This window comes from Halomarina litorea (genome assembly GCF_024227715.1).
Lineage (GTDB): Archaea > Halobacteriota > Halobacteria > Halobacteriales > Haloarculaceae > Halomarina > Halomarina litorea.
This window is the reverse complement of record NZ_CP100448.1, coordinates 3044194-3066747: the sequence shown is the minus strand read 5'-3', so window position 1 is coordinate 3066747 and position 22554 is coordinate 3044194. Positions and strand designations below refer to the sequence as shown.

21 protein-coding genes are annotated in these 22554 nt (G+C 68.5%); 6 read left to right on the top strand and 15 right to left on the bottom strand.

Annotated elements, in window-relative coordinates; translation table 11 throughout:
• Window positions 1–136: 136 nt before the first annotated feature.
• Window positions 137–1000 (top strand): DMT family transporter, encoded by an 864-nt coding sequence (locus tag NKG96_RS16835; RefSeq protein ID WP_368409320.1) that lies wholly within the window; start codon window positions 137–139, stop codon window positions 998–1000.
• On the opposite strand, the gene NKG96_RS16830 is transcribed toward NKG96_RS16835, so the two are convergent.
• The 3 genes from NKG96_RS16830 to NKG96_RS16820 all read right to left on the bottom strand — a co-directional run bounded on the left by NKG96_RS16830 (window position 938) and on the right by NKG96_RS16820 (window position 5602).
• The gene (locus NKG96_RS16830; RefSeq protein ID WP_254536325.1) at window positions 938–3334 is read right to left on the bottom strand and encodes a DEAD/DEAH box helicase; all 2397 of its coding nucleotides are present in this window, start codon (window positions 3332–3334) and stop codon (window positions 938–940) included. The genes NKG96_RS16835 and NKG96_RS16830 overlap by 63 nt on opposite strands.
• Complete coding sequence (locus NKG96_RS16825) at window positions 3334–4692, bottom strand: ribonuclease H-like domain-containing protein (RefSeq protein ID WP_254536324.1); 1359 nt, start codon at window positions 4690–4692, stop codon at window positions 3334–3336. The genes NKG96_RS16830 and NKG96_RS16825 overlap by 1 nt, the downstream gene beginning before the upstream one ends.
• 76 nt (window positions 4693–4768) lie before the next feature.
• Window positions 4769–5602 (bottom strand): DUF7537 family lipoprotein, encoded by an 834-nt coding sequence (locus tag NKG96_RS16820; RefSeq protein ID WP_254536323.1) that lies wholly within the window; start codon window positions 5600–5602, stop codon window positions 4769–4771.
• A gap of 232 nt (window positions 5603–5834) precedes the next feature.
• Between NKG96_RS16820 and NKG96_RS16815 the strand changes: the two genes are divergently transcribed.
• The 4 genes from NKG96_RS16815 (at window position 5835) to NKG96_RS16800 (ending at window position 11678) form a co-directional block, all read left to right on the top strand.
• Window positions 5835–6449, top strand: coding sequence for a cyclase family protein (locus NKG96_RS16815; protein WP_254536322.1), 615 nt, complete (start codon window positions 5835–5837; stop codon window positions 6447–6449).
• A gap of 109 nt (window positions 6450–6558) precedes the next feature.
• Window positions 6559–9237 carry an ATP-dependent DNA helicase gene (locus NKG96_RS16810; protein ID WP_254536321.1) on the top strand — a complete coding sequence of 893 codons (2679 nt, stop codon included), beginning with the start codon at window positions 6559–6561 and terminating at the stop codon, window positions 9235–9237.
• Window positions 9238–9300: 63 nt separating this feature from the next.
• Window positions 9301–10086, top strand: a complete 786-nt coding sequence (locus tag NKG96_RS16805) for an ABC transporter ATP-binding protein (RefSeq protein WP_254536320.1) — start codon at window positions 9301–9303, stop codon at window positions 10084–10086.
• Window positions 10083–11678: a hypothetical protein gene (locus NKG96_RS16800; protein WP_254536319.1), complete on the top strand. Its 1596-nt coding sequence runs from the start codon at window positions 10083–10085 to the stop codon at window positions 11676–11678. The genes NKG96_RS16805 and NKG96_RS16800 overlap by 4 nt, the downstream gene beginning before the upstream one ends.
• A gap of 1 nt (window position 11679) precedes the next feature.
• On the opposite strand, the gene NKG96_RS16795 is transcribed toward NKG96_RS16800, so the two are convergent.
• Both NKG96_RS16795 and NKG96_RS16790 read right to left on the bottom strand, forming a co-directional pair.
• Window positions 11680–12246 (bottom strand): 5' nucleotidase, NT5C type, encoded by a 567-nt coding sequence (locus NKG96_RS16795; protein WP_254536318.1) that lies wholly within the window; start codon window positions 12244–12246, stop codon window positions 11680–11682.
• 63 nt (window positions 12247–12309) lie between these two features.
• The gene (locus tag NKG96_RS16790) at window positions 12310–12735 is read right to left on the bottom strand and encodes a GIY-YIG nuclease family protein (RefSeq protein ID WP_254536317.1); all 426 of its coding nucleotides are present in this window, start codon (window positions 12733–12735) and stop codon (window positions 12310–12312) included.
• 279 nt (window positions 12736–13014) lie between these two features.
• Between NKG96_RS16790 and NKG96_RS16785 the strand changes: the two genes are divergently transcribed.
• Window positions 13015–13167, top strand: a complete 153-nt coding sequence (locus NKG96_RS16785) for a DUF7557 family protein (protein ID WP_254536316.1) — start codon at window positions 13015–13017, stop codon at window positions 13165–13167.
• Window positions 13168–13325: 158 nt separating this feature from the next.
• Here the strand turns inward: NKG96_RS16785 and msrB are convergent, their stop codons facing one another.
• The 10 genes from msrB to NKG96_RS16735 form a co-directional block, all read right to left on the bottom strand.
• Window positions 13326–13739, bottom strand: coding sequence for a peptide-methionine (R)-S-oxide reductase MsrB (gene msrB / locus NKG96_RS16780; protein ID WP_254536315.1), 414 nt, complete (start codon window positions 13737–13739; stop codon window positions 13326–13328).
• Between the two features lie 30 nt (window positions 13740–13769).
• Window positions 13770–14345, bottom strand: coding sequence for a DUF8121 family protein (locus NKG96_RS16775; protein WP_254536314.1), 576 nt, complete (start codon window positions 14343–14345; stop codon window positions 13770–13772).
• Between the two features lie 64 nt (window positions 14346–14409).
• Window positions 14410–15831 (bottom strand): RtcB family protein, encoded by a 1422-nt coding sequence (locus NKG96_RS16770; protein ID WP_254536313.1) that lies wholly within the window; start codon window positions 15829–15831, stop codon window positions 14410–14412.
• Window positions 15832–15902: 71 nt separating this feature from the next.
• Entirely contained in the window at window positions 15903–16310 is a 408-nt protein-coding gene (locus NKG96_RS16765; RefSeq protein ID WP_254536312.1) for an archease, read from the bottom strand.
• Window positions 16311–16370: 60 nt separating this feature from the next.
• Complete coding sequence (locus NKG96_RS16760) at window positions 16371–16514, bottom strand: hypothetical protein (RefSeq protein ID WP_254536311.1); 144 nt, start codon at window positions 16512–16514, stop codon at window positions 16371–16373.
• A gap of 43 nt (window positions 16515–16557) precedes the next feature.
• Window positions 16558–17004, bottom strand: a complete 447-nt coding sequence (locus NKG96_RS16755) for a pyridoxamine 5'-phosphate oxidase family protein (protein WP_254536310.1) — start codon at window positions 17002–17004, stop codon at window positions 16558–16560.
• Between the two features lie 7 nt (window positions 17005–17011).
• Entirely contained in the window at window positions 17012–17851 is an 840-nt protein-coding gene (locus tag NKG96_RS16750) for a phosphosulfolactate synthase (RefSeq protein WP_368409319.1), read from the bottom strand.
• 77 nt (window positions 17852–17928) lie between these two features.
• Window positions 17929–19281: an MmgE/PrpD family protein gene (locus NKG96_RS16745; RefSeq protein ID WP_254536308.1), complete on the bottom strand. Its 1353-nt coding sequence runs from the start codon at window positions 19279–19281 to the stop codon at window positions 17929–17931.
• Between the two features lie 117 nt (window positions 19282–19398).
• Window positions 19399–20760, bottom strand: a complete 1362-nt coding sequence (locus tag NKG96_RS16740) for a hypothetical protein (RefSeq protein WP_254536307.1) — start codon at window positions 20758–20760, stop codon at window positions 19399–19401.
• Window positions 20753–22300 (bottom strand): AAA family ATPase, encoded by a 1548-nt coding sequence (locus NKG96_RS16735; protein ID WP_254536306.1) that lies wholly within the window; start codon window positions 22298–22300, stop codon window positions 20753–20755. Before NKG96_RS16735 ends, NKG96_RS16740 begins: the two co-directional genes overlap by 8 nt.
• Window positions 22301–22554 lie beyond the last annotated feature (254 nt).

Below are 22554 nucleotides of genomic sequence, written 5' to 3'. Positions count from 1 at the left end.
TGAACCCCTCGGTCCGTCTCCGCGGTCCCGCCCCCCGGCGCGAACCGGCCCGCCTTTGTGCGCCCATCGCCGACCGGGAGACGTGCGTCCCCCCTCGCCCGCCCGCGCGCTCACCCTCCAGTCCGTCGTCCCCGACGTGGGGACGGGACTCGGCTTCGCCGTCGCCGCCGCCCTCCTCTACGGCACCTACCTCTACGTCTACAAGCGCTACTTCAGCCACCTGCCCGCGATGGCCTACCTCGCCGTCGCGGAGGGTGCGGCGGCGCTCTGGTACCTCCCGGTCGCCCTCGACGCGTGGTCCGCCGACCTCGCGGTGAGCGCCCTCGACGCCGGCGCCGTGGTCGTCACCGCCCTCCTCACGGGCGTTGCCATCGCTCTCTCCATCCGCGCCATCCAACTGGGGGACGTCTCGTACGTGACGCCGCTGAACAAACTCGTCCCGCTGTTCGTCCTCCCGATGGAGCTCCTCCTGCTGGAGACGGTGCTCGCTCCCCTCCAGATTGCGGGCGTCCTCGTCGCCACGGCGGGCATCTACCTCGCCAACTACGAGGCGGGCGGCCTCCTCGCGCCGTTCCGCCGTGCGCTCTCGTATCGCCCCGCGCAACTGGCGCTGGTGGGGGCGGCCGTCTTCGCCGTCGTGGACCTCCTGAAACGCGTCCTCTTACAGGAACTCTCGCTGCCGGTCCCGCTGGTAGTATGGGTGTCGCTGGTCGGTATCACCGCCGTCGTCGCGCCGTTCGGGTGGCGACAGCGCGGGGACCTGCCCCGGCGCGTCCTCCCGAAGCTCCTCGCACTCGGCGTGGTCCTCGCGCTGGGCGACCACCTCATCGCGCTGGCGTTCGCCCGCCTCCCCGCGAGCGTAGCCTCGCCTGTCGTCAACGCGCAGGCCGTCGTCGCCGTCCTCCTCGGCGGTCTCCTCCTGCGCGAGGCCGCTTTCTCACGCCGCCTCGCCGCCAGCCTCCTCGTCGTCGGGGGCATCGCCCTCCTCGCCCTCGGGTGAGGGGGAGTCGGCGTCTTCGTTCGACCCCCCGTCGTCCGGCAGAACCGCCCCGAGGAGGTCCACCGCACCCCCGGTGTGGAGCGGGGTGTTGCCGCTCCCGCACTGGGAGTCCATCACACAGCCCGGACAGCCCTCGTGGCCCTCGCAGGAACACCCCGCGATGACCCCCCGCGTGTTCGTCGCCACGGTGGCGAAGGCGTCAAACAGGCGCCGCGAGAACCCCAGCCCCCCTTCGACGCCGTCGTAGACGAAGATACCACAGCCCGACAGCCCCAGTTCGGGGTGGTCGAGGACGCTGATGCCCCCGAGGTTCGACTTATCGAGCATGAACTCGAGGGGTGCGAGCTTGATCATCCCGTGCTCGGCGGCGTGCTGTGCCCCCTGGAAGGCGAGGTCCGGGTGGCCCTCCGTGTCGCCCGCGTAGGCGCGCCCGATGCGCTCCCGTTCCGACTGGGGAACCTCCAACCACATGGCCTGCGTGCGGAGTTCCAGCGGCGGGAGGCCCGTCTCGCGTGCCACGCCCACCTGCTCGCCGGTGGCGACGGACTTCCGGACGTAGGTGTCGTAGTGGACGGTCACCGTGCCCATCCCCCAGTTGAGGCGATACTCCCTCAGCGAGACTGTCTCTTCGGGTTCGAGGTCACCGATGCGGGTGGTGTGGTTGGTCTGCGTGTAGTAGTCGACGTCGACCGGTTCGAGGTCGATTCGCGGGTGGTGGCCCGACTCGTCGAACCCCACCACCTCGAACTGCTGGCCCTTCTGGAGGTAGGTCGCGCCGGGGTGGAACTCGCGGTAGGCCCGCGCGCGTCCCACGGGTTCGAACGCCGCCTCGCAGTCGTCGGGCGTGCGCAGGTCGAACTCCGTGTCCCCCGTGGCGTACATCGACACCTCGGACTGCGGCCGGGTGCGCCGGTCGTAGATGACGCCGGTGTCGAGGGTTCCGGTCAGATAGCCCGCCCGTTTCCACATCTCGACCGCCTGGCGGAGGCGCTCTCTCCCGAAGTAGCGCGCGTCGTCGTACGTGAGGGGTAGTTCGTCGGCCGCACAGAGGATGTGCCGCGAGTAGACGGTGTTGTTCGAGCGGTCGACGACCGCGTCCTCGACGTGGTCGCCGAGGACGTAGTCGGGATTCCGGAAGACGTAGTTGTCGATGGCGTCGTTGCGTCCGACCAGAATCGAGAGGGCGTCGCTCGTGCCTCGCCCCGACCGGCCCAGTTGTTGCCAGAAGGACTGGCGGGTCCCCGGATAGCCCGTGAGGAGCGTCGCGCCCACGCTGCCGACGTCGATGCCCAGTTCCAGCGCCGAGGTGGTGACGACGCCGTCGAGGTCCCCCGACTTGAGGCGGTTCTCGACGCCCCGCCGGTCGCGTTTCGTGTGGCCCGCGTTGTACGACTCCACGCGGAGTCGCCCCCGGTTGAACCGGGTCGCCGCCCGCTTCGCCCGTTCGCGGTTCAGTTCCGTCTGCTTTCGCGACCGGACGAACAGCAGGGACTGGACGCCGTCGGTCCCGAGGTGCGCGAGCAAATCGGCGGCCTCCGCGTCCGCGGGTCGCTGGCCCCCGTCGGTGTCCGCCGGCGGCCGCCAGAAGGCGATCTCTCGCCGTCCGCGGGGCGAGCCGTCCTCGCTCACCACCCACACGTCCGCCCCCGCGAGGTTCTCGCAGTGTTCGGCCGGGTTGCCGATGGTCGCGGAGGTGAAGACGAGGCGCGGGTCGGCGTCGTAGTGGGCGAGCACCCGCCGGAGGCGGCGCAGCACCCACGCGACGTGCATCCCGTGGACGCCGGAGTAGGTGTGGGCCTCGTCGATAGCGAGCACCGAACAGTTCCCGAACAGCCGCGCCCACTGACTGTGCTGGGGCAGGTAGGCGTTCAGTCCCGAGAAGTTCGTCACCACCACGTCAGCCGTCCGGCGGACGTCGCGTTTCGCGGCGCTCGTCGTGTCCCCGTCGTACACCCGGACGGTGAGGTCGAGGTCCAGCGTGTCGTAGAGGTCGTTCAGCGCCCGCTCCTGATCGCGCGAGAGCGCCTTCGTCGGGCAGACGAGGAGTCCCGTCGCGTTCGGGTCCGCGAGGTGTGCGCGGGCCATCTGGAGGGCGTAGACGAGCGTCTTCCCGCTGGCGGTACTCGTGGTGACGCAGACGTCCTCTCCGTCGGCGAGGTGATCGAGCGACTCGGCCTGGTGGGAGTACAGGTCGTGCGGGAGGCGGTCGGCGAGTGGCGGTTCGAGGACGTCGCTCGCGGGAACCGTGCGGGCCTCGCGGGCCTTCTGGACGAACACGTCCGCGAGTTGGCCGGTGTAGTTCGGGAACGTCCCGGCGAGCGTGCTCGCGTCCATCAGAACTCCGAGAGCGACCCCTGTCGGGTGTCTGGCGTGTGGTTCGCGTGGGCGACGCGGTCGGTCGATTCGAGCGCTTCGAAGACGTGCGCGAGCATCCGCACGTCGTTCTCGCAGTACGTCCGGTGGCGCGCCCAGTCCGGTTCGGGGCCGCCCTCCAGCCACGCCCGGTAGCGTCGGGCCGTCTCCGCTCCCGTGAGGCCCGCGTCCTCCCCCTCGAAGCCGAGTGCGCCCGCGACGGCTTCGAGTGTGTTCGTCCGGCCGGGGAGGACGGCGTTGTCCTCGTCGCGCGCCCACCGGAGGGGGTCGAACCGGCAGGCGGAGCGCCACCCGGCCAGTCTGTCGGGGCGGACGGCGGCGATTCGCTCTTCGAGGACGGGGAAGTCGAAGCCCCACCCGTTCCACGCGACGAGCGTTCCCCTCGACGGTCCCCCGAACCAGTCGAGGAAGGCGTCGAGCATGGCAGCCTCCTCGTCGGGGTCGCGGGCGAGGAAGGCGCGGTACTCCCCGTCGCGCATGGCGCCGACCTGCCAGACGACGCTCGGGCGCAGACCGTCCGTCTCGATGTCGACGAAGACGGGGTTGTCGGGGAGAGGGGCGTCGCCGGTCCGCGAGAGTTCGTCGCGCTCGACGGCGCGGGCACTCCTGACGGCGGACGTGGCCACCTCCCGCCCGAACCCCGGGAGGTCGGCGAGTTCGTGGATGGGCGCGTCCGCCAGCGAGGACCGGTCGTAGCCCGCCTCGCGGAGCGTCTGGGCGCGTTTCTCCCCCACGCCGTCCACCGCGCGGAGGCCGAGTCGGTCGACACCCACCTCCTCGACGGCGACGGTGCCGTCCCCGTAGAGGGTGAGGCGGGGGACCGCGGGTGCGCCCTGCGTCTCGACGGGCGCGACCCCCTGCACGACGAGACCGCCCCACTCCCGGCGGTAGTCGGCGGGGAGCGAGGCGGCGAGGTGGACGCACTCGCAGTCCGGGTCGCCGAGGGCCGTCCGGTAGCCCGTCTCCCCGCCGAGTGTCGTCGCCAGTCGGTCCGTGTCGACCGAGAGGGAGAGGAGGTCCGACAGGACGTAGGTGGTGCCGCCGAGTCGACCCTGCCGCGCCCACGTCTCGACGGCGGCGAGGTCACCCGCGTCCCGGCAGGCCACCAGCGGGCAGTCGCCCACCTCGTGGACGGCCCCGTCGAGGGTGACGACGGGGGTGTCGCTCCCGGGCGGGCGGAGGCGGCCCGGCGCGACCGCTCTCGTGGGTGCGAGCACCGCGTCCGGCGCGGCGTGCGCGTGCAGGTCCGCCAGTTCGGCGGGCCGGAGGCGGGCCGCGAGGTCCGGGGGGAGCGAGAGGACGGTCGCCGCGCGTCGCATCGGCTAGGCGGAGGCGGTGCGCACACAGGAAGGTTGCGACCGGGGCGGGGGACGGCGTCCGAGAGTGACGACGCGGTCAGGCCGGGAGGCTGCCCTGTCCCTGCGCGCCGCTCCGGTTGCCGGTGGCGTTGCGCGCCTCGTCCAGCCAGTCGGGTTCCTCGACGCTGGTCGACCCGATGTCGCTGACGACGATGGTGTTCGAGGCGTTCACGGTCCGACCCTGCTGTTCGACGGTCGCGTTGAAGCCGAACGACCGGACGGTGCCGTCGGCGGTGACGAGCAACGTCGCCTCGAAGTCGCTGACGTTCGCGGCGGTTCCACCGGTGAGTGCGCTCTCGTTGTAGTCGCCCTCGATGGTGTAGCGGGTCACCGTCGTCCCGCGGAAGGACTCGGTGCCCTGCTGGGTCCAGTTCGCACCCTCGGTGATGGCGAAGGACTGGTCGAGGGTGAGGAACCGCTCGCTCGGCGCCGAACTACCGGGGGGCAACTGGGAGAGGTCGACGGTCTGGTACTGGGCCTGCGACTGGTTGCCGGAGCCGAGGACGAACCGGGCGTACCCGGACCCGTTGTCGAGGTAGAGTTCGGACACCACACCGCTCGACTGTCCCCTGAGGCTCTGGTCGACCTGCGAGCGCTGGTAGGTGCGGTTCGCCTCGAGGTCGGCGCGAATCACCGTCTGCTGGCTGCTGGTGTCGTTTCCGACCGCCGAACTGCCGTTCAGCGTGACGGTGAACGACCCCGCGTCGCGGAGGTTCTCGGTGTGGTCCTCCTGGAGGGTAGAGGTGTTCAGCGGTTCGTCGGCGGCGGTGTAGGCCTCACCGCCGCCCCCGAATCCGGGGACGCCGGAACAACCGGCGAGGAGGACGAGGGCGATACAGCACAGCGTTGCCGTCTGGCGGACCAATCTCATTGAGTCCCTTGGACCTTCGGCGGGTGAGGTAAATCGATTGTGCAACGGGCCTCGCGGTCACGGATGGGGTGGTACCTATATATTCTCGGTGGCAGTAGTGTACCCGTATGGAGGACCACGGAGTGACGTCGACGGACCGATATCGCACTAGCGCGCTCTCATCTGTCGCCCTCCGGTGTGGGCGCACCCGACCAGCGACTGGCGAGTCCCGACGACCCGACGGACCCACGGCGTGACCGTGCGTGACCTCTCGCACGTCATCACGGACGGCATGCCCGCGTTCCCCGGCGACCCGGTCGTCGAGACGTTCCCGCACGCGACTATCGACGCCACCGGGTTCAACCTCACGGCGGTCGGCCTGACGTCCCACACCGGGACGCACATCGACGCGCCGGCACACGTCGAACCCGACGGCGCGCCCATCACCTCCTACCCGGTCGACCGCTTCCGATACGACGCGCGCGTCGTCGACTGCCCCCTCGGGCGCGCCGAGGCGATTACCCCCGACTTGCTCCCCGAGGCGGGCGAGGAGGACCTCCTCCTCTTCTCGACGGGGTGGGACGACCACTGGGGCGAGGAGACCTACTGGGAGCACCCCTACCTCACGCCGCCGTGCGCCCGCGAGTGTGCCGCCCGCGGCGTGGACGTGGGCATCGACGCCCCGAGCGTCGACGCCCCGGATGCAGACCTCGGAGCACACCACGAACTCCTGCGCGAGGACTGCCTCATCGTCGAGAACTTGCGTGACCTCGGCGACCTGCCCGACCGGGTCACCGTCTACGCCTTCCCGCTCGCACTCGACCCCGGCGACGGCGCGCCCGCGCGGGTCGTCGCCGACGTGGACTGACGCCTCGGCGGCCCCTCTCCGACGGTTTATACCCGAGGAGGAGCGAGACTCGCGTAGTGATTCCCGCCCCGTCCTCCGTCACGTTCGTCCCCCTCGGGAGGTGTCCTCGATGAGCGACAGCGACTCGCCGGTCCCGGAGCGCGAGGCTGAGGACGGGAGCGGTGCCGACGGGCGGACGGTCCCTCGCGAGTCCATCGACGCGGCGTGGGCCGACCTGTTCCCGTTCGACCCGTACCCCCAGCAGGCCGACGGGGTCGAACGCGCCCTCGACACGATGTCCGACGGCGGCTACCTCATGCTGGAGGGGGCCTGCGGGACGGGCAAGACGCTCATCGCCCTCGTCGCCGGCCTGCAGGCCGTCGCGGACGGTGCGGGCGAGCGCGTGATGGCGGTCACGCCCGTCAAACAGCAGTTGAAGCAGTTCGTCAGCGAGGTGCAGGCGCTCGTCCGGAACGGGGCCGACGTGGACGGCCTGGTGATGGTCGGCAAGCGCGACCTGCTCCCGTACGCCCGGACGGGGGCGATACCCGGCGAGAGCGTCCACGAGGCGTCGAGCGACATGCGCGAGACGACCGCCCGCCTCGTCAGTCGCGAGTCGCGCCTCGAACTCGACGTCGCGCCCGGTGCGCTCGACGGCCGAATCAACGTCTGCGAGGCGGCCGACTGCGACCGCCTCTCGTACTCGGAACTGAAGTGCCCGGAACACCGCGGCGAACGCGAGGAGGACGTGCCGTGGTACGACCCGGTCCGCGCCGCGGCGCTCTGTCACCTCGTGGAAGGGATGGACGGCCCGCGACTGGAGACGGCGGGCGCGAGCGCCCCCTACTCCGCCGACCCGCCGCACACCCGAGACGTGCTGGACATCTACGACAGCGAGGACCTCCCGGCGGGCGACGCCGGCTACTTCGACCCGTTCTACGCCCGCTACTTCGCCGACGAGGAGTGGATACCATTCGACTTCTCGGCGGGCGAGGAGGGCGTGCTGACGCCAGACTCGCTGGTGAACGCCGCCGTCCGCCGGGGCACCTGCCCCCACGAGGCGATGGCGTCGCTGATGGGCGAGGCGGACGTTCTGATAGGGAATTACAACCACGCGTTCGACCCCCTCACCCGACGGCTCACGAACGAGAAGGCGGGCGTGTTAGACGAGGAGACCCTCCTCGTGGTGGACGAGGCGCACATGCTCGAAGAGCGGGTGCGCGACCTGCTCTCCGACTCTGTCTCGCTGCACGCCCTGCGGACCGCCCACCGGGACGTGACGCTCGCCCGCGAGTACCTCTCGGGGACGGGCGGCGAACCGGGCGCGGACGCCGCCGCCCACCGCAGGCACGCCGAGGAGACCCTGAAGGAGTTCGAGAGCGTCACGGGACGGGACCTCGCGGCCGTCGGGTCGTTCCTCGAGTGGGTCGCCGGACGCATCGACGACGAGGTGAGCGAGTTCCTCGAATCCGAGTACGGCGACTGGCAACGTCGGTTCCGCGAGGGGTCCCTGCCCGAGGAGGACCACGAGATACCCCTTCGCGACCCCGAAGCCGTGGAGACGGACCGCGTCACCGACGCCGCCGAGGAGCGGTTCGCGGGCGACATCTGGGCGCGCGTCCGCGACGCGGGCTACGTCGTCGCGAAGATACACGAGAACGACGGCCAGACCGACCGCACGCCCGTCAGCGCGGGCGTCGGCCGCGTCCTGTTCGACTGGGGGACCGCCGACCGGGGGACCTACTTCCGGGAACTCGAACTGGAGTTCTCCGAGAAGGCCGTCGCCGATACCACCCTCCCCGACTGGGCGAGCGCCTACAACGCCGACCTGACGCTGTTCAACTGCATCCCGCGTGACCCCCTCGCCGCCGTCCTCGACGACCTGGCGGGCGGCGTGCTGATGTCCGCCACGCTCGAACCGTTCGACGTCTACCGGACCGTGAGCGGACTGGACGTGCTGAGCGGGTCGGGCGAACCGGCCGATTCCGAGGAGTCGGCCGACGGGGACAGGGAGGGCGAGGACCGCGAGCCACGGACCGTCGAGACTGCCAGCTACGGCCTCGCGTTCCCCGAGGCGAACCGCGAGTCGTGGGTCGTCGACCTCCCGGCGTTCACCTACCGGAACCGCGGTCCGCCGGTCACCGAGTACGGGGAGATGACCCGCACGAGGAAGGCGTACGCGGGGGCGATGACGACGCTCGCCCGGTCGCACGGCAACGTCCTCGTCTGCCTGCCCTCCTACCGCGAAGCGGAGTGGGCCGTCGAGTACCTCCGCGACCACGTCGAGAAACCCGTCCTCCGGGACCGCTCCTCGGAGGCCAGCGAGACCGACGAGATGCTCGACCGGTTCTTCCAGCGAGACGGCGTCGACCGCGTCCTCGTCACGAGCGCGCGTGGCACCGTCACGGAGGGCGTCGACTACCGGGGGGACCGACTCCACTGCGCCGTCGTCGTCGGCGTCCCCTACGCCAACACCGCCACCCCGCGGATGAAGGCGGTGATGAACGCCTACGACCGGACGTTCGGCGAGGAGGGCGGGTCGGCCCCGCCCGGCGCGGGCGGCGGGAGCGCCGGGTTCTCGACTGCCGTGCAGGTGCCCGCCGTCCGGAAGGCGCGACAGGCCTTCGGGCGCGTCCTTCGCGGCCCCGACGAGTCCGGCGTGCGCGTCCTCCTCGACGAGCGCTACCTGCGCGACGCGCCGCGCTCGGTCAACGGCCTCCTCGGCGAACGCGAGCGGCGGGAGTTCAGCGCGGTCAGCCCCGACATGCTCGACCTCGGCCTGGAGCGCTTCTGGTCCGCCCGGGAGTGACCGCCCCCCGGGCGCGAGAGCCGACGGGCAGGGTTTTAGTACCTCACTACTAACCCGCTCTCCATGTCCTCGTTCGCCATCCAGTCGGACGCCCTCACCAAGCGCTACGGGTCTGAGACGGCCGTGGAGGGACTCGACCTCGCCGTCAGGCGGGGGTCGGTCTACGGCTTTCTCGGGCCGAACGGCGCGGGCAAGACGACGACCATCCGGATGCTCGTGACGCTCCTCCGGCCCACTTCGGGGTCGGCGAGCATCGACGGCGTGTCCATCACGGACCGCGACGCGGTCCGCGAGCGCATCGGCTACCTCCCCGAGACGCCCCCGCTGTACGACGAACTCACCGGGCGCGAGCAGTTGCAGTACGTCGCCGGCCTGCGCGACATCCCGGACGAGGTGGCCGACGAGCGAATCGACTCCCTGCTGGACCGCTTCGACCTCGCGGGGGACGCCGACAAGCGCGTCTCGACGTACTCGAAGGGGATGAAACAGAAGGCGGGCATCATCCAGGCCATCCTCCACGACCCCGCCGTCGTCTTCCTCGACGAACCCACCTCGGGGCTGGACCCGCGGGCCGCCCGCACGGTGCGAAACACCCTCGCGGACCTCGCGGCGGGCGACACGACCGTCTTCCTCTCGACGCACATCCTCCCCGTGGTGGACGAACTCGCCGACACGGTGGGGGTCCTGTTCGACGGTGACCTCGTCGCGGAGGGACCGCCGGAGAAGCTCAAGCGCCGTGCGGAGACGGGCGAGGAGCGCACGCTGGAGGACGTCTTCCTCGAGGTGACGCAGGAGGCGGACTTCGACGGGTCCGGCGGCCCCGGAGCGGAGTCCGAGGCTCGCCGATGAACGCGGCACACGCGATTCGCATCGCCCGGACCGAACTCGTCCGGCGCTTCCGCGTCGTCACCGGGATGCGGGCGCAACTCGTCGCCCTCGGCGTCGGTCTGCTGTTCGGCGTGGTCCCTCTCTTCGGCAGCATCGTGGTCGCGTACTTCGCCGGGCAGGGGGTCGCCGCCGGCGAGTTCGGGGACCCGGTCGGCGTCGGCCGCCTCCTCGCGGCGGGCCTGCCGACCGTCCTCGCCCTCCTGACCGCGTTGCGGGCAGTCCAGACCACGTCGGTGCCCGTCCACCCCGACGGCCTGCTGACGACTGTCCCCCACCGGGAGGCCGTCGCGGGCCTCCTCCTGACGGAACTGACGGTGACGCTCGGCGTCCTCGGGGCACCGCTGGTCGGCGTCCCCGTCGCCTACGGCGTCGGGTCGGGGGCGCTCCTCGCGATTCCTCTCGCCTTCCTCGCCCTCCTCTCGCTGATCGTCCTTGGGGTGCTCTCGGGGTTCGCCCTCGGCCTCGTCGTCCGCAACGCCGTCGCCCGGTCGGAGACGCTGGCCCGCTACAAGACGGCCATCGCGGCCGTCCTGTTCGTCGTCTACTTCGTCGCGGTCACGAACGCCGAGACGGGCGCGGCGCTCGCACCCGTCGTCGGGGCGGTGGGTGAGACGCCCCTCGGGTGGTTCGCCGACCTCGCGCTGTACGGGACGACGCCCGACGCCGTCGCCGTCCGCGCCGCCGGTGCGGGGGTGCTCACGCTCGTCGGCGTCCCTGCGCTCGCGGGGGCGTGTAGCTGGCTGGCGGCGTGGCTCTGGTACGCGCAACCCGTCCGGCCGGAGAGCGATGACGCCGAGTCCTCGGGCATCGGGACCGTCGCCTTCCTCCCCCGGCGGATGGCCCGCATCGCCCGCAAGTCGTGGATTCGGGCGAAGCGCGGCCCCATCCGCCTTCTCTACGTCCTCTACCCGCTGTTCCTGCTCGTCGCCCCGATACAGGACGCCGTCGTGGAGGGACGGGTCCCCACCGCACTCCCGCCCTTGCTGGCGTTCTACGGAGCGTGGGCGACGGGCGCGGCGTTCACGCTCAACCCCATCGGCGACGAGGGCCCCGTGTTGCCCGTCACGCTCACGACGCCCGTCGGCGGGCGGACGTTCATGGGCGGACTCTGCCTCGCGGGGGCCGTCGTCGGCGTCCCGCTGACGGTGCTCGCGGCGGGCGTCTCCGGCGTGCTGAGCGACCTCGGCACCCCCGCGCTCGCGGCGGTTCTCGTCGGGAGCGTCGTCCTCCCGCTGTCGGCGACGGCGCTCGCGACGGGCATCGGGACGCTGTTCCCCCGGATGGAGTCGGTGCGCGTCTCGCGGACCCACGAGGCCATCGTCCCCAGTCTGATCGCCTTCGCGGTGTACTCGCTCGTCCTCGTCGTCACCGGCATCCCGGTCCTCGTCGCGGGAACGCCGCTCCTCCGCGAGGGGGTCGTCTCCTCACTCGGCGTCGGGACCACCCTCGTCGTCGCCGGGGGGGTCGCGCTCTCGGTCGTCCTCGCCGGACTCGCGGGCGGGCTGAGCCTGCGCTACGCGGTCGGGCGCTTCGAGGACTACTACCTCGGGTGACCTACCGGACGGCCGCGACGAGGTCCGCCCACGAGTCGACGACGAGTGCCCCCTCGCAGGCCGCGGGGTCGCTGTAGGGCTGGCGGAACAGCGCGCCCGCCTTCCCCTCGGCGAGGGTGTCGCCCACGTTCCGGTGGTAGTCGTCGACGAGGAGGTCACCGTCGAGGCAGCCCTTGTTCGCGGGCACGTCGTACTCGTAGGCGTCGTAGGGGATGTCGTGTTCCGCGAGCCACTGCTCGGTCACCTCGTGGGTCTCGCTCGGGCGGTGCGTGGCGATGTGGAGGTCGTGGCCCGCCTCGGAGAGCGAGCGCATCGCCTCGTCGGCTCCCGGAATCGGGTCCATCCCGAGCAGGAACCACTCCCGGCGGTGGGCCATCGCGTCGTCGATGAGTTGCCCGACGTGCTTGCCGGTCCCGTCCACGGGGTAGCTCCACTCCGTCACCTCGTCGGTCGTGATGCCGACGCCGTGTTCCGCGTCGACGTACTCGACGAGGCGTGGGAGGTTCGCACAGAGGGTACCGTCCACGTCCACGAGGACGCGCGCGCTGTCGGGGAGGTCGAGTGTCACTACCGGGAGGGAGTGGTGCGCCGAGAAGAGGTCGTCGGTCGGGGGCCGTCGCGTCCCGGGGCGTCACCCCTCGACGGCGCTCTCGTGTGTCCGTTCGACCGCGTCGACCAGCCGCTCGTGGTCGGGCGCGAAGGCGAGGTGGGAGTCGCAGTCGCAGTCGGATGCGCCGAGGCCGGCGACGGGCGTCAGGGTCTCCGCGAGCGACCGGGCGACCGCACACTCCACGTCGGCGTCCGCCGTCGTGACCACCTCGGCGAGGCGGCTCGCGGGGTGGCCGAGCAGGGAATCGACGTGCCAGTGGCGGGTGTCGCGGTTCCCGCGGGCGAGTTCGCGGTGTCGGTCGACCCGCGAGAACCCGCCCGGGCCGAACGCGCTCCCGACGTAGGCGTACCACCCAGCCTGCAGGTCGCGCGCGCCCGCCGCGCCGAACTCGACTGTCGCCCCGTCGGTCAGTTCGACCACCAGCGTGTAGGTTCCCTCGCCGTCCATACCCGGACGACCGACCGCGCGGGACATGAGCCTCCCGGCACGTCGAATGCGTAACGCTTTCCTGTGTGCGCCGTGTTACCGTGGTAGTGGTGTTCCGCCATGCCAGTACCCGTGTACCCGTCGGACGAACCGGACCGCGACGAGGAGGCCCCTGACCTCGAGAAGCCGACGATGCCGCTCTGGCGACCGCCACGCGCCGGGCGACGAATACTCCCCGTGGGCTGACGACAGGCAGTGTACTGCCCCGGATTTACGTACCGTGGCGACGAACCACCGTCCATGCCCCAGGTCGAACTCAGCGAGGAGACCATCGAGCGACTGGACGCCCTGCGGACGGAAGACGAGAGCTACGAGGAACTCGTCTCGGAACTCATCAGCATCTACGAGGCGGAGGGGCTGACGCTGGCGCGCGGCGGCGACGAGTCGGCCTGACGCGACGACGCGTCAGTCCTCCTCCTCGAAGTCCAGCGCCGCCGAGTTGATACAGAAGCGCTTCCCGGTCGGATCGGGTCCGCGGTCGGACGCTCCGCGCCCGACCTGCCCGACGGCTCCGCCGTCGGACGTCGTCGAAGCCGTGGCAGGGGTGCCGACTACTCCTCGCCCTCGAAGTCCAGCGCCGCCGAGTTGATACAGAAGCGCTTCCCGGTCGGATCGGGTCCGTCGTCGAAGACGTGGCCGAGGTGGCCGCCGCAGTTGGCACAGACGACTTCCGTGCGGTCCATACCGTGGCTGGTGTCTCGGCGCAGTTCGACCGAGTCCTCGGCCGCGTCGTAGAACGAGGGCCACCCCGACCCCTCCCTGTCGAACTTCGTCTCCGAGTCGAACAGTTCCGCGCCACAGCCAGCACAGACGTACGTCCCCTCGTCGTCCTTGCCGATGAACTCGCCCGTGAACTTCGGTTCGGTCCCCTGCTCTCTGAGTATCTCGTACTCCTCGTCGGTGAGCACCTCGCGCCACTCCTCGTCGGTCTCGGGCAGGTCGAACCGTTCCGTGGAATCGCTCATGGCCCTCCTAGGTGTTCGAGCCCTATCAATTCACGCCGACCGCGGGGCGGGGAGGTCGTACACCTCGGACTCGCGTAGCCGGTAGCGCCCGAAGGGCGAGGGCTCCCCCGAGGTGAACGACCCCTCGGCGACGACGAACACCTGTTCCATCCCCTCTCCCACCGGGTCGACGGTGAGGTCGAAGTGGAGCGTCGCGTCGACGGGGTCGTCGATGCCGCCCACGTCGAGGACGGTCCGCCGGCCCTCGCCGGAGACGGTGACGGGCGGCCACGACTTGGCGAGGTAGCGCACCTCGGGGACCGTCCCCACCACGTTCGGGGCGGGTTCGACGACGAACCGGAGGTCCGTGGTGGCGAGGCGGTCGCTCCCCGTCACGACGAGAGTCACGTCGACGGGATCGTCCGGCCCCCCCGACCGGGCGAACTCGACGGCGTACTGCGCCCACTGGGTGTCGCCGGGGCCGTACTCGTAGACGTAGTCGCCCGCGTCGGGGTCGTGGTAGGTCGTGGCACTCGGCATCGATTTCGCGTCCGTCGGGAGCGAACACCCGGCGAGGGGGAGGGCGGTGGTACTCGTGAGGGCAGTGAGGAACCGGCGGCGGTCCATGCCACGAATGACGTGTCACCCAGCAAGTCTCTTCCCCTCGTCACGTCCGGGCGAGGGCGACACGTCAGCCCTTGATGTTCGCGATGGGGCGGGTGCGGGCCACCTTCGTCCCGATGCCGAGGGCGTCGCTCACCCGGACCACCTCGTCGACGTCCTTGTACGCGCCGGGGGCCTCCTCGGCGACGGTCTCGCCGGAGCGGGCCTTCACGTAGACGCCCTCGCCACGGAGTTCCTGCTGGAGGTCGCCGGCCGTGTAGTCCTTCTTGGCCTGCGTGCGCGACTTGAGGCGGCCCGCGCCGTGGGCCGTCGACCCGAAGGTGAGGTCCATCGAGCGCTCGCCGCCCGCGAGGATGTACGAGTGGGTGCCCATGCTCCCCGGCAGGAGGACTGGCTGGCCCACGTCGCGGTACGCCTCGGGGACCTGCGGGTGGCCCGCCGGGAACGCCCGCGTCGCGCCCTTGCGGTGGACGAGGAGGTCCTTCTCCTCCCCGTCGACCTCGTGGGTCTCCTCCTTGGCGACGTTGTGACAGACGTCGTAGACGAGGTCCACCTCCTCGGTTCCGAAGAGGTCGGCGAACGCCTCGCGGACGGCCTGCGTCATCGCCTGCCGGTTCGCCCACGCGAAGTTCGCGGCGGCGTACATCGCCTTCCGGTACTCCTCGGCCGCGTCGTCGCCGATGGGGGCGTAGACGAGTTGACGGTCGGGCAGCGAGTCCACGAGGTCCGGGTAGGTGCGCTCGAACCGGCGGATGAACTCCTGACAGACCTGGTGGCCGAGGCCGCGCGACCCGGAGTGGACCATGACGACGACCTGATCCTCGTGGAGACCGTACGCCTCCGCGGTGGCCGCGTCGTACACGTCGCTGACTCGCTGGACTTCGAGGAAGTGGTTGCCCGACCCGAGCGACCCGACCTGGTCGACCCCGCGTTTCTTCGCGTCCTCGGGGACGGCGTCTGGGTCGCCGGGCAGTCGACCGTTCTCCTCGCAGTGTTCGAGGTCGGCCTCGCGCGCGTGGCCGTTCTCCAGCATCCACTCCATGCCGCCCTCGAGGATGCCGTCGATGTCCTCGCGGTCGGTGTGGACGTACGCGCCCTTCCCGAGTCCGCAGGGGACGAGGTCGTAGAGGCGTTCGACCAGTTCCTCCTCGCGGCCCTGCACGTCCGCGTACGTGAGGTCGGTCTTCAGGACGCGCACGCCGCAGTTGATGTCGAACCCGATTCCCCCTGGCGAGATGACGCCCTTCTCCATGTCGACGGCGGCCACCCCGCCGATGGGGAAGCCGTACCCGAGGTGGCCGTCGGGCAGGACGATGGAGTACTTCTGGATGCCGGGGAGGGTGGCGACGTTCCGGACCTGCGTGAGCGTCTGGCCCTCCTCCTGCATCTTCTCCAGCAGTGGCTTCGAGGCGAACACGCGCGCGGGGACGCGCATGTCGCCCTCCCGAGCTATCTCGTAGACGTTGTCGTCGACTTCGGTGAGGTCCATACCCCGAGTTTCGGCGGCGAGGGGAAAAGTCACCCGCGACGTGCGTGGGTCGGGGACCGTCCCGTCGCGGGTCAGATGTCCAGCGTCGCCTCCAGTACCCACTCGCCGTCGCGTTCCTCGACGACCATCTGACTGTAGGTGGGGCTCTTGATGTCGAACAGCGCCTCTTCGATGGGGCCGGCGCGAACGGTCGAGACGAGGGCGTACCCCTCTCCTCGCTCCTCGATGTCGACGGTCTCGGCGCGCGAGACGGCACACTCCTCTAGCTCCTGGAGGAGGACGAGTTTCGCGAGGAAGTCGAACAGGAGGGCCTCGCCGTCCTCGCTCTCGATGCGTATCTCGTGGCGCTGGCCGTCCTCGCCCGCTCCCTCCGAGAGGTCGGCGAAGGCGTCCACGACCGCCGCGAAGGCCGCGTCGAGGGTGGGGCCGGTCGCCCGGAAGCGCACGTCGGCGGGGTGAGGGAGAATCTCGTAGCTCATGGCGTCCGGGTCGCGGGCGGTGGGGCAAAGCGGTTGCGACCGAGGCGTCCTCGCACGGGTTCAGGCGTACCGGAGCGCCCGGTCGCGGTAGTAGCCGAGGACGAAGTTACACGTCGGGCAGTGGACCGTCACCAGTCCCTCGCGCTCGTGGCGACAGAGGTCCGACGCGTCGAGGTCGGTCTCGCAGTGCGGGCAGGTCGGCATACTGTGATATGTGGTGCCAGTGGGCAATACCCTTGCCCGTCATTCAGAGGCGGCGACCGGTTCGACGGCCCGTCACCGCCGTCGTCGCGAGTTCGTACACCGCTATCTCGACGTCGTCGATGTCCTCGTCGAAGACGCGCAGGGGGGCGAACTTCGCGTGGACGCCCGCCTCCGCGAGTGCGCCGTCCTCCTCGGCGGTGAGTCGGCGGAGCCCCCCGGTGACGACGATGCTCCACGAGTCCTCGCCCTCGACGTCGTACAGGAGGAAGCAGGCCTCGTCGGTGGCAGTGAGGAACGCCATCTTCTTGCTGTGGCCGTCCTCGGTGAGACGGAGGTACAGCGACTCGCCGTCGTAGTGGTACGAGACGGGCAGCGCGTAGGCGTCCCCGTCGCGCGCTAGCGAGAGGACGCCGCTGGTCTCCGTCCGGAGGTGGTCGGCCACCTCCTCGTCGGTCATGCCGACCGTGTAGGTGTAGTCGACGTGCTCCATGGGCGGGTCACTCCCCTCGGCGACCCTCGCGACGGTAGCTGGTGATGCGCCCCCACGAGGACTTCTTGCCCCACAGCCCCGAGCGCATGCACTCGCACTCGACGATCTGGGAGTGGTCGACGAACAGGTTGACGTTCGGCCCGAAGTTTTTGATGTACCACTCGAAGACGGGTGGGTCGGCCGCCTCGAACACGCAGTGTTCGACGCCCACCTCGGTGGCGATGTCGAAGGCGACGTCGGTGCGCCACTCGCGGACCCGTTCGGTGATGCCCTCGGACTCGACCATCACCTTGTACGCGCCCGCCTCGAGGTGGCGCTTCGCGGCGTGGATGGCGCTCGCGGGGTCGATGGCCGCCTCGCCCTCCAGTTCCTCGACGCTGGAGGCGCCGCCCGCCCCGAACTGGACGTTTATCTCGGGTTTCGCCTTCAGGCCGTGGTCCTGGACGAGTTCGGTGAGCGCGACCATGTCGTCCGTGTCGATGGCGAGGAAGCCCGAGGAGACTTCCACGATGTCGAAGCCGAGTTCGGCCGCCTCGGCGACGTACTCCTCGACGTGGTCGTGGTCCGCGACGAGGACGTGTTCGATGAACCCGCCGGTCGACACCTGCACGTCGAACTCGTGGCAGGTGTCGACGAGTTCGCGAACCGCCGACTCGGGCATCAGCGCGAACGACCCGCCCGAGAACTTGTAGATGTCTACCCAGTGACCCATCGTCTCCAGGATGTCCCGGAGGTGGCGCGGCCCCATCGGGTCGTAGTAGGGGCCCCGAATCTCCGTGATACCACGCTCGCGGGGCTTGTCCGGCCGGTCGTTCACCCGCAGGAAGTCGAACGCGCGGTTTTCCATCGGCATGGGGGGTACTAGCACGTGAGAGAAGATAGGGCTGTTGACAGGTTTCGGTCCCGTCGCCCTCTCGCCGGGAGTCAGTCGAGGAGGGCGACGAGGTCCGAGACGTCGTGGTCCTCGAGGGTGCGGACCGTCTCGACGACGGCCTCACGGTGAGCGGCGTCGTAGCGCCCGTCCGTGAGTGACTCGAACTTCGCCACCACGTCCTCCCACGACATCGGGTTGTTCGGGTGGCCCGCGAAGTCGGCCTTCTCGACGCGGTGGACCGTCCCGTCGGCGAGTTCCACCTCGAGGTGTGCGGGCATCTCGCCGGCCTCGAAGCGGTCGGTGAGCGCGGGGTCCTCCTCGACGTCGACCGTCCGGAGGAGGGTCTGGACGTCCTCGCGGCGGATGCGCTTCGGGTCGTACGCGTCGACGCCCATCTCGCGGTCGATGAGCGCCGCCGCGAGCATGTAGGGCAGCGAGTGGTCGGCCTGCGCCTTCGTCTCCACCTCGTAGCGCGACCCCTCGCCGCCTCCGATGATGAGTTTCGCCCCGGCGAAGGTGTCGAGGCGGACGGCGACCACCTCGCCGGGGTCCACGTCGTGTGCCGTCGCGAGTTCGATGATGCCCTCGACGGCCGACTGGGCGTACGTCTCGGCGACGTACCGCTTCGTCATCGTGTCGAAGACGCGCGAGCACTCGGGGCTGGGGTCTATCTCGAACGGCCCCGACACCACCTGCTTCCACCCCTTCTGTCCCTCGAAGAGGTTCGTCGGCCCCTCCATCCCCTGAGCGGCGAGCATCACGCTGTAGACGGCGTTGCGGGCGGTGTTGGCGCTCGCGACGCCCTTCCACTCGTTGATGCCTCCCGTCCGCGTGACCCGGAGGGCGTTGTGGGCCGTCCCCGCGATGCCGACGGCGTTCCTGAACTCCTCGTAGTCCAGTCCGGCGACGTGGGCCGCCCCGCAGGCCGCCGAGAGAACCGTGTGGGTGACGTGGTCCCACCCCCGGTCCCGGACGGGCGCGTTCCACGCCAGTTCCCCCTGTACCTCGTAGGCCACCCCGACGGCCGCGAGGAGGTCCGCGCCGCTCACGTCGCCCGCTTCCCCCATCGCGACGACGGCCGCGACGTTGTCGCTCGGGTGTGGCGTCTCGCCCGGCGCGAGGAAGGAGTCCATGAAGTCCAGATACCTGACGAGCGCGGTGTTGAGCATCGCCGCGTCGTCCGACGGTGCCCGCCTGTCGGACCCCCACAGGCGACACGCGCCGTCGGCGTTCGCCCCCTCGACGGTCCGCCGGACCTGTTCGACGGGCGTCGCGCCCATCGCACCCACCGCGATCCCCAGCGAGTCGAGCACGCGCTTCTTCAGTTCCTCGACGACCTCGTCGGGGAGTTCGTCGAACGACACCTCCCCGGCGAAGGTGGCGAGTTCGTCGGTCGTGGTCATGCGTGGAGGGAGGCTATCGGACGGGAAAAAGTTTCATCTGATTGAAAAGATTGTCCGGCGACCCGGACGGTCTCCGGATAAGAAGAGGCTGACCCAGCAGGGTTGCTTGCTCACCTGTCAGTCAGATGGTTTGTTCGAGAGGACACCAAGTAGGATGTCTCGCAGTCGGTCTGACACCTCTGATGCCTGAAGAATTCGAATCGACTGTTGGTCCTCCAATCGGGCCGTCTCCATGTCTTTCAGGTCTTGAACGACGAGCAATCCATTCCATCCCGAACCGAAGAAGTCGGTATCTCGGTCGAAGACGAACTCTCCATCCTGTCTGAGAAACGCGACGTACTCCAGAGTCTCTTCGATTCCTTGCCGAATCGTCTCGCGGCGGGTGGAGTTCTTGACCTCGGTAATAAGGTACTCTCGTCGGTCATCTCCACGGACCTCAAGAACGATGACGTCCGGTCGATTGCTGCGGCGCGACAGATCGTCGTCCCTGAAGTAGTTGGCTGTGGTCTCCTGTGCCTCCCGTTTCACCATCTCCGCACGTCCGAGTTCGGCCCGAGGTTTGTCGTGTTCCGCCGTCGTGAAACTCAGTCCCCTGCTTCTTCCGGAGCGGTCGTGGTACAGAACGAACTCGCTGTCACCACCTTGGAGGCGAGCGATTTCCTGTGTCCCTGATTCGATGGTCCGAAGCGTGAAGTTCTCGTCCTGTAGCTCTTCGATTACTCTGATGTATTTGAACAGGACGAACAGTTCGAGAAGTGTCTCGTCGTCGTCAGGGGTGATTGCTGTCGACGCTAAGAGGTCTCTGATTGCGTCCTCGTCGCCACGTGCTGCATCGTGGTACTCACGTAAGAGTCGCGCGGCGTCACGATAGATCTCACTGCGTGACTCCTCTGCAGCACGGAGCATTCGTTCGGTCGGTTCGTACTCGGTCGGGTCCCGGATGCGGGTAACATGGACGTTCCGTTCGAAAATCTCGATCAGCGTCTCCGCTAGTTCGAGATTCTCCTTCCATCGGTCCGTTACCCAGTCGTACTCCTTCTGCAAGTGGGTTTGGCAATCAACCAGTGTCCGGTGGACGAGTGAGAGGATTCGCTTCAAGACGATGTTCTCGGGAACGTCGTAGTTCTCGGTCCGGTTCTCACAGACGAACAACGACTTGTCCCCGGGTGCACGGGAGTATCGTTCCCGGACCGTCGCAGACCAATCGACTCGCCCGCTGGCGTGCCCTCGCTGCCGCGACCTGCTATCCTCTGTCTGTGTTTTGACGCTGCGGATCCGGCGCGGGAGCTGTTCGACGAAGTCGACTACCTCCGGCCGGAGTACGAAGTGGAGTCGTACCAGCGATTCGAAGTCCTCGAACCGTTCACCGAGACCGGACGGACGAATCTCACCCACGAACCGTCGCTCGGAGAACGTGCCGTGCATCACGTAGGCGAATACGTCCTGCGTGAGTTCCCCGAGAAGTTCGTCTCTATCCATCCTGTTCGAGGTCGACGGCGAGTATCTCCCCCGCAGACCGTCGTAGTTCCTTGCCGTCGACGACACCCGTCGACGCGATTCGCTCAACGACCCGACCACGACGCGGGACGCCTTCTAGCTGTGGGAAAACGTAACTCACTACCGCTCGGGTCAGTACTCGTCTTCTCGCCTCTGGATCACGAGGGGCTTGCTCTAGATGGGACAGGAGATCTTTGATTATCGCTGGGCCGATGTTCCGGTTCTGGACAGCAGTGTTGGTCGCATGCCATACGATTCCGACCGCACGGAGTGAGTCCTCATCAGCTGTTATCTCCCATACGTTCGCGTACTCTCCTACGAGCGCCGTCTGACCCGCCTCATCCTCGGGGACGGACGGTGCGTCGATGTGGACGAACGCGAATCGCCGCATGAATGCGTACGAGAGCTCATAGAGCGACGTCTTGTCGTAGCTGTTCATGGTCGCGAACAGTCGCCACGACGCGGGCATTACGTACTCGTGTGCCTCTGGAGTCCCTTCGAAGTTCTCGCCCAACTTGACCTCGATTTCCCGACCCGCTCGCTTGTACGGCAGTTGCACGGCGTGCCCCGAGAGGAGTGTGAACAACTGACCGAACGCCTTGTCAATGTCCGCTCGGTTGATCTCGTCGACGATGAGCGGTTCGTTCTGCTGCACTCCGTCTCGCTTGAATCGTCTGAGGACTTGCCCGGGTTCGAACTGGAGGTCCCCATCCCCCTCATCAGGCATGTAGCCACCGACTGTTTCAAACGTCGACCAGTCCGCTGTTGCGGTCGTCGTTTGATACCCCGTGTAGTGGTCTCCGTACTCACTGGCGAGGTACTCACAGACGAGGCGAGCGATTTCGGTCTTTCCGGTGCCGGGTGGTCCGGTCAGAACGACGTGCTTCCCGGCGTTGATTGCTGTGGATATCTGACTCGTGATCTCCTGCTTCTGCTTATTAGGGAAGTACAACTCGGAAATCGCTTCGGGTGGGATGGTGATCGATGGTGCCGAAACGACTTCGATGTCGGGTAGGGTTTCACGTTCTGGTCCCGTAGCGAACTGCTCGATAGACCCATACTTCCCTCGGAGCCCACCGATTCCCATGTCGTTCAGGGGGCTGAAACCCATCGGATAGTCGATGTCGTACCCGGCGAGTCCGTGGACCAACGAGGAGTCGACGTCGATTCTAGTCGGTACGTCGAGGTAGACGATACAGATCCACGGTTTGTCCGCCTCGTGATTCGGCCAGATTTGTCTTCCGAGATCTTCGTTCTTCTCCGTCCCAAGGACTTCGACCGCGTGCGTGTATGTTCCGTCTCGGTAGAAGATGAGGTAGTCACCCGGACTGACGTTCGACCAAGATGATTCGACGGTTTCCTTCGTTCCCCAGAGCCGGACCACGTCATTGTCGAACGTCACCTCTGTATGTGGAGCAACTGTCTCGATCTCGACGCCATCCAAAACCGTCCGATGGAAGTTCTCTAGTGCGTCGTCGTTTCCGTACGGTGCCCGAAACACGCCGGGACCGTCATACGTCATTAATTCTGCTGTGGTACGCTATCTGATAAATGTGGAGGTTCCCCCGGAAGTTCATACCTGATACCTCGACCAATCGTCGTATGATCATGCGGCGAAGCGACGATGCGAACTGCTCACAGTGTGGTGCCCCTCTCCTGTACGGCGTGTCAAGCGAACCTGACTGCTGGACTGTTCACTTCGAGTGTTCCGATGTTGACTGTAGCTGTGAGTTCTCGGGTGGTAGAGTCAACCGATCGAAAATTACTCACCTTGAC

Coding starts and splice junctions, on each gene's coding strand:
- NKG96_RS16755 (WP_254536310.1), bottom strand. CDS start 17,004: ATGGAGCACGTCGACTACACCTACACGGTCGGCATGACCGACGAGGAG.
- NKG96_RS16760 (WP_254536311.1), bottom strand. CDS start 16,514: ATGCCGACCTGCCCGCACTGCGAGACCGACCTCGACGCGTCGGACCTC.
- NKG96_RS16820 (WP_254536323.1), bottom strand. CDS start 5,602: ATGAGATTGGTCCGCCAGACGGCAACGCTGTGCTGTATCGCCCTCGTC.
- msrB (WP_254536315.1), bottom strand. CDS start 13,739: ATGAGCGATTCCACGGAACGGTTCGACCTGCCCGAGACCGACGAGGAG.
- NKG96_RS16770 (WP_254536313.1), bottom strand. CDS start 15,831: ATGGACCTCACCGAAGTCGACGACAACGTCTACGAGATAGCTCGGGAG.
- NKG96_RS16830 (WP_254536325.1), bottom strand. CDS start 3,334: ATGGACGCGAGCACGCTCGCCGGGACGTTCCCGAACTACACCGGCCAA.
- NKG96_RS16765 (WP_254536312.1), bottom strand. CDS start 16,310: ATGAGCTACGAGATTCTCCCTCACCCCGCCGACGTGCGCTTCCGGGCG.
- NKG96_RS16805 (WP_254536320.1), top strand. CDS start 9,301: ATGTCCTCGTTCGCCATCCAGTCGGACGCCCTCACCAAGCGCTACGGG.
- NKG96_RS16750 (WP_368409319.1), bottom strand. CDS start 17,851: ATGGAAAACCGCGCGTTCGACTTCCTGCGGGTGAACGACCGGCCGGAC.
- NKG96_RS16785 (WP_254536316.1), top strand. CDS start 13,015: ATGCCCCAGGTCGAACTCAGCGAGGAGACCATCGAGCGACTGGACGCC.
- NKG96_RS16825 (WP_254536324.1), bottom strand. CDS start 4,692: ATGCGACGCGCGGCGACCGTCCTCTCGCTCCCCCCGGACCTCGCGGCC.
- NKG96_RS16790 (WP_254536317.1), bottom strand. CDS start 12,735: ATGGACGGCGAGGGAACCTACACGCTGGTGGTCGAACTGACCGACGGG.
- NKG96_RS16775 (WP_254536314.1), bottom strand. CDS start 14,345: ATGGACCGCCGCCGGTTCCTCACTGCCCTCACGAGTACCACCGCCCTC.
- NKG96_RS16800 (WP_254536319.1), top strand. CDS start 10,083: ATGAACGCGGCACACGCGATTCGCATCGCCCGGACCGAACTCGTCCGG.
- NKG96_RS16745 (WP_254536308.1), bottom strand. CDS start 19,281: ATGACCACGACCGACGAACTCGCCACCTTCGCCGGGGAGGTGTCGTTC.
- NKG96_RS16740 (WP_254536307.1), bottom strand. CDS start 20,760: ATGGATAGAGACGAACTTCTCGGGGAACTCACGCAGGACGTATTCGCC.
- NKG96_RS16735 (WP_254536306.1), bottom strand. CDS start 22,300: ATGACGTATGACGGTCCCGGCGTGTTTCGGGCACCGTACGGAAACGAC.
- NKG96_RS16810 (WP_254536321.1), top strand. CDS start 6,559: ATGAGCGACAGCGACTCGCCGGTCCCGGAGCGCGAGGCTGAGGACGGG.